The sequence below is a fragment of the Arthrobacter sp. Br18 genome, assembly GCF_000520555.1.
Classification (GTDB): domain Bacteria; phylum Actinomycetota; class Actinomycetes; order Actinomycetales; family Micrococcaceae; genus Arthrobacter_D.
On record NZ_KI914890.1, the window covers coordinates 144,391 to 149,519 of the forward strand.

Below are 5,129 nucleotides of genomic sequence, written 5' to 3' on the forward strand. Positions count from 1 at the left end.
CTGTTGGGCCGGCATCCGGGCCGGCTTTCTTCCCGACCTTCTGGTCGGCCGTCCCGTCGTCAGGAACCTGCCCGATCTCGGTGACAGCTCCCCGTGCGGGAGACGCCTGCTCTGCCGGGCTGAGCCGCACCGCGGCACGGCGGGTGTCGGCGCCCGGCCGTGGCGCCTTCCTGCCTGCCGCCTTCTCGGCAGCAAGCTTGTCCTTGACCGTGCTCGCGTAGGCGTCCACGTATTCCTGCCCCGAAAGCCTCATCAGCTCATACATGATCTCGTCCGTCACCGACCGCTGCACGAAGCGGTCCTCTTCCCGACCTTCTGGTCGGCCGCGCTGTCTGCTGTCGGGCCGGCATCCGGGCCGGCTTTCTTCCCGACCTTCTGGTCGACCGCGCTGTCTGCTGTTGGGCCGGCATCCGGGCCGGCTTTCTTCCCGACCTTCTGGTCGGCCGTCCCGTCGTCAGGAACCTGCCCGATCTCGGTGACAGCTCCCCGTGCGGGAGACGCCTGCTCTGCCGGGCTGAGCCGCACCGCGGCACGGCGGGTGTCGGCGCCCGGCCGTGGCGCCTTCCTGCCTGCCGCCTTCTCGGCAGCAAGCTTGTCCTTGACCGTGCTCGCGTAGGCGTCCACGTATTCCTGCCCCGAAAGCCTCATCAGCTCATACATGATCTCGTCCGTCACCGACCGCTGCACGAAGCGGTCCTCGGCAAGGCCCTCGTATCTGCTGAAATCGAGCGGCTCACCGATGATCACTCCGACCCGCCGGATGTTCGGGATCCTGCGGCCGATCGGCTGGACCTTGTCGGTCCCGATCATCGCCACCGGAATAACGGGAACCCCCGTGGCGAGGACCAGCTTGGCGACGCCCGTCTTGCCGCGGTACAGGCGCCCGTCCGGACTGCGCGTTCCTTCGGGATAGATTCCCAGCAGGCCCCCGGCGTTGAGAATGTCCATGCCGGCGGTCAGTGAGGACGACGACGCCGCGCCGCCGGAGCGGTCCATCGGCAGCTGGTTCGACAAGCGGAAGAACATCGCCGTCATCCGCCCCTTGAGGCCCCTGCCGGTGAAGTACTCGGACTTCGCCAGGAATACCACAGGCCGCGGAACCGCAATAGGCAGGAAGATCGAGTCCGAGAAGGACAGGTGGTTGCTGACCAGCACTGCCGGCCCGGAGGCCGGAATGTTGTCCACGCCCTTGATCCAGGGACGGAAAAGCAGATTCAGAAGAGGACCAACGATGACCCTCTTCATAATCCAATAGAACACGCTGCCAGCCTCCCTGAAGGGACTGCGGCCTTCGATACCGGCACGCCGTCCTTTTTTCCTTGTGGAAGCCTACTCTAAGGGCCCAGCACGCCGCACTCGGGTGGAATGCCGGGACAAACCGGTGCAGGGGGACGGAACGGCCCAACCGGTGGGCATGGAAGCGTGCAGGTGCAGTTGACGAACCGCTGTCCTGTGGCCACGATGGATCATAACCCCACCGATCTTCGGCCGCCCGGCGGAACTCATTCTGTAATGGAACAGCAGGTAGCAGCTTATGACCCCCCGAGGGCAGGAACCCAACGAGTCCACGGACGATGAGGTATGGCTGGACATCGTTGCGCGCCTTGAGCAGACGCCGCCCGGAACGGCACCGGAACCGGCACGGAAGGACACGCCGGCCGGCGCTCCGGCCGCTGACCCGTTACCGCCGAACCCGTTCCTGACCGACCGGCAGCGAGCGGATGCCGTTTTCGAGAATCAACCGCTGCGTCCGCCGGGCCCCCGCGACTATGAGGCGACCGAAACGGGAAACGACGACGGCCGCTACGTACCGCCCGAACCCCCTCCGCTGGGAGCCGGTGATCCCCTGCTGGTGCTGTCCTGGCTGGCAGCTGCGGGCGGACCCGTGCTGCTCCTGGTGATTGCCATGTTCTGGCGCAGCGCTCCCCTGTCCGTCTGGCTCGGGGTGCTCGCAGTGTTCGTGGCCGGAGCCGGTTACCTCCTGACCCGCCTGCCCGGGAGCCGCGACGACGACGGCGCCGAGGTCTAGCCTTTCGGGGTCGTGCGGGATTGGGCCTGCGCGGGAACCTAGACGGTGCCGCGCAGCATCTGCCGGGAGAGGTCCGCGGCTCCGATGAGTCCCGCTGCAGGTCCGAGGGCAGCAAGTTCGATGCCGGCCGCCGGCCGGAAGCCGCGGCCCGTCAGGTTCCGTGCGAAGGCCCGGCGCGTGGGCTCCAGCAGGAGCTGTCCCGCCGTGCTGAGACCGCCGCCGATGACGAAGGTCCCGGGATCGAGAGCTGCCGCGAGGTTGGCCAGGCCGAGCCCCAGCCACTGGCCGACGTCGTCGACCAGCTCCTTCGACGCCGGGTCGCCCTCGAGGGCGAGGCTGGTGACCAGCGCTCCCGTGATCGCGCGGACGTCGCCGTCCACTGCGTCGAGCAGGTTGCGGGCGACCGGGGAATTGGCGGCGGCGAGTTCACGTGCCTCACGGCCGAGGGCGTTGCCCGACGCGTACTGTTCCCAGCAGCCGCGGTTTCCACACTCGCATCGATGGCCCTGGGGAACCAGGATCTGGTGCCCGAACTCGCCGGCCACACCGTGACGGCCCCGTTCCACCCGGCCGTCCATGATCATCGCACCGCCGATGCCGGTTCCAAGGGTGACACACACCAGACGCGGCTCGTCGCGCCCCGCACCGAACCGCGATTCCGCCCACGCCGCGGCGTCGGCGTCGTTCACCACCGTGACGCGCCGCCGCAGGAGGACCTCCAGGTTGCGGCGCAGCGGCTCGTTGCGCCAGGCGAGGTGCGGGCTGAAGAGCACCGTCCCGTTCGCCAGGTCCATCCAGCCCGCCGCACCGATCCCGACGGACCGGATCCGGAAGTTCCGCGACAGTTCGCCCACCAGTTCGGCGATCACCCGTTCCACCTCCCGCGCGTCCTGCCCGGGCGTGGTGCGGGTCGCTTCGGCGAGGGTGCGCCCGTACACGTCGACGACGCCGGCTGCGACCTTCGTACCGCCGATATCGATGCCGACAGCGAGGCCGCGCCGCGCCGGATTGGCCAGGCCGGTGCGCGGTGCGCGGGCGGCGAGCGGTGCCTGGCTGCTCCACGGCAGCATCGATGGACCGTCAGCGCGGCGGGAGCGGAAGATCCCCCTCGTATGCTGGGACGTCATCGTGTTTTTCTCTCCGTCACGGGAAGGCCGGGCGGGGTTTCCCGCACCGTTACTGTTTCGTACATTACTCGACGGTAATTTACGCGTGAAAACCAGTAGGCTGGGGAAATCCCACAGGCATTGGTGATATCGAAGGAGCTATCGTGCGCGAAATCAGCGTTCCCGTCCTCGTGGACGTACCCCGCAGCAGCAACACCACGGACCTCGTGGTGCGGCAGGCAGCGAAATCGTCCAACCCCGCACTCTTCTCCGTCCAGGACGGAGCCGGCCAGTGGCAGGACATCAGTGCTACCGAATTCCGCAGCCAGGTGGAAGCGGTAGCGAAGGGCCTGATCGCCTCAGGTGTCCACGCGGGCGACCGGGTGGCCATCATGGCACGGACCAGGTATGAGTGGTCCCTCGCGGATTTCGCCATCTGGTTCGCGGGCGCTGTGTCGGTTCCCGTGTACGAGACGTCCTCCCCCGCCCAGGTGGCCTGGATCCTCAGCGACTCCGGCGCGGTCGGTGCTTTCGTCGAGGCTGCGCGCCACGAGAACGTGGTCCGGGAAGCAGCAGCCTCGGAACCCCTCAGTGCCCTGCAGCACGTCTGGCAGTTCGACGGCACTGGGTTGGACGTGCTCCGCACCGCCGGAGCGGGCGTCGAGGACCAGGCGGTCGCGGACCGCCGGGCGATCGCGGGGCTCGACGACATCGCCACCATCATCTACACCTCCGGGACGACGGGCCGGCCCAAAGGTTGCGAACTGACCCACGGGAACTTCGTCGAACTCGCCGACAACGCCGCCGCCGCGCTGCCGGAGGTCGCCCACGAGGGCGCGCAGACCATCATGTTCCTGCCCCTGGCGCATGTGTTCGCGCGGTTCATCTCGGTGCTGTGTGTCTCGGCAGGTGCCACCGTGGCGCACACCTCCGACGTCAAGAACCTGCTGCCCGACCTCCAGAGCTACAAGCCGACCTTCATCCTCGCCGTGCCGAGAGTGTTCGAGAAGGTGTACAACAACTCCATGCTGAAGGCCGAGGACGGCGGCAAGGGCAAGATCTTCCACGCCGGTGCCGACGTCGCCATCGCCTGGTCGAAAGCCGACCAGGCGGGCAAGGTCCCCCTGATGCTCAAGGCCAAGCATGCAGTGTTCGACCGCCTCCTCTACGGCAAGATCCGCACCGCCATGGGCGGACGTGTGGAGCACGCAGTCTCCGGCGGAGCGCCGCTGGGCGACCGCCTGGGTCATTTTTTCCACGGTATCGGGCTGATGGTGCTCGAGGGCTACGGCCTGACGGAGACCACAGCTCCCATCACGGTGAACACCCCGAAGCGCATCAAGATCGGCTCCGTGGGAGCGCCCCTGCCCGGCAACGCCGTTCGGATCGCCGAGGACGGCGAGATCCTGGCTAAGGGTGTCTGCGTGATGAAGGGCTATTACAACCGGCCCGACCTCACCGCCGAGGCCTTCGCCGACGGATGGTTCCGTACCGGCGACATCGGGCAGCTCGACGACGACGGGTTCCTGTTCATCACCGGCAGGAAGAAGGAGATCATCGTCACGGCCAGCGGAAAGAACGTGGTGCCCGCGTTGCTCGAGGACACCATCCGTGCGAACGCCCTGGTATCGCAGTGCGTGGTGGTCGGCGACCAGCGCCCCTTCATCTCCGCACTGATCACCCTCGACGAGGAAGCGCTGCCGGGTTGGCTCGACCGCCATCAGCTGCCCGCCGGCACCACCATGGCGGAGGCCGCTGAGCACCCCGTGGTGCTGGCGGAGATCCAGGAACTCGTGGACGGCGCGAATACCACCGTGTCACGGGCGGAGGCCATCAAGGTCTTCCGGATCGTGCCCACCGACTTCACCGAGACCAGCGGCCACCTCACACCGTCACTCAAGATCAAGCGCGCCCAGGTGCTCAAGGACTATTCCGCGATCGTCGAGTCCATCTACTCGACGAGCAAGGTCTGACCCTGGACCGGCTGACGGCCC

The 5,129-nt window shown here is 67.4% G+C and carries 4 protein-coding genes and 1 pseudogene; 2 read left to right on the forward strand and 3 right to left on the reverse strand.

Annotated elements, in window-relative coordinates; genetic code table 11:
• Positions 1-178: 178 nt before the first annotated feature.
• Both Y704_RS24635 and Y704_RS21990 read right to left on the reverse strand, forming a co-directional pair.
• Positions 179-319, reverse strand: a pseudogene (locus tag Y704_RS24635) (1-acyl-sn-glycerol-3-phosphate acyltransferase); the annotation flags it as partial.
• Positions 277-1,260, reverse strand: a complete 984-nt coding sequence (locus Y704_RS21990; protein WP_081747712.1) for a lysophospholipid acyltransferase family protein — start codon at positions 1,258-1,260, stop codon at positions 277-279. The pseudogene Y704_RS24635 and the gene Y704_RS21990, both read right to left, overlap by 43 nt.
• A 274-nt stretch (positions 1,261-1,534) precedes the next feature.
• Here Y704_RS21990 and Y704_RS0115890 point away from each other — a divergent pair, with 274 nt between their 5' ends.
• Entirely contained in the window at positions 1,535-2,029 is a 495-nt protein-coding gene (locus Y704_RS0115890; RefSeq protein WP_026550846.1) for a hypothetical protein, read from the forward strand.
• A gap of 38 nt (positions 2,030-2,067) precedes the next feature.
• Here the strand turns inward: Y704_RS0115890 and Y704_RS21995 are convergent, their stop codons facing one another.
• Positions 2,068-3,156: an ROK family protein gene (locus tag Y704_RS21995; RefSeq protein WP_253904372.1), complete on the reverse strand. Its 1,089-nt coding sequence runs from the start codon at positions 3,154-3,156 to the stop codon at positions 2,068-2,070.
• Positions 3,157-3,299: 143 nt separating this feature from the next.
• Between Y704_RS21995 and Y704_RS0115900 the strand changes: the two genes are divergently transcribed.
• Positions 3,300-5,108 (forward strand): AMP-dependent synthetase/ligase, encoded by a 1,809-nt coding sequence (locus tag Y704_RS0115900; protein WP_026550847.1) that lies wholly within the window; start codon positions 3,300-3,302, stop codon positions 5,106-5,108.
• Positions 5,109-5,129: the final 21 nt, after the last annotated feature.